This window comes from Deinococcus pimensis DSM 21231, assembly GCF_000519345.1.
In the GTDB taxonomy this organism is placed as follows: Bacteria; Deinococcota; Deinococci; order Deinococcales; family Deinococcaceae; genus Deinococcus_A; species Deinococcus_A pimensis.
Genome location: NZ_KI912633.1, coordinates 174,675 through 175,005, shown reverse-complemented (window position 1 = coordinate 175,005; position 331 = coordinate 174,675). Strand labels below are relative to the sequence as shown.

Here is a 331-nt window from a genome sequence, read left to right as displayed (position 1 = left end):
ACGGGTTAGAACGGCAGATCTTCTTCTTCCGGCGGGAAATTGTCGAGGCCTTGGTCAATATCCAAGCCGCCCGAACGGGACCCCGTACTGCGGGTCGCGGTGCCCGTGGCCCCACGGGCCGCGACCGGGGTGGCTGCGGGTGAGCCGGCACCCGCGCCTCGGGTCAGGACTTCGACTCGCGTCGCTTCTACCTTTGTCGAGTTGCGCTTGTTGCCGTCGCGGTCGGTCCAGGCTTCGTTCATCAGTCGGCCCTGTACGAGCAGCGGATCGCCCTTCTTGAGCTGCGCGGCCGCCTCGGCGAGTTCACGCCAGAGCGTCACGTCGATCCAGT

Annotated in this window: 1 protein-coding gene; it reads right to left on the bottom strand. The window is 66.5% G+C overall.

The window, feature by feature from the left end:
- Positions 1 to 5: 5 nt before the first annotated feature.
- Positions 6 to 331: single-stranded DNA-binding protein (locus DEIPI_RS36400; RefSeq protein WP_157463511.1), on the bottom strand; the 326-nt coding region annotated here is incomplete at its 5' end.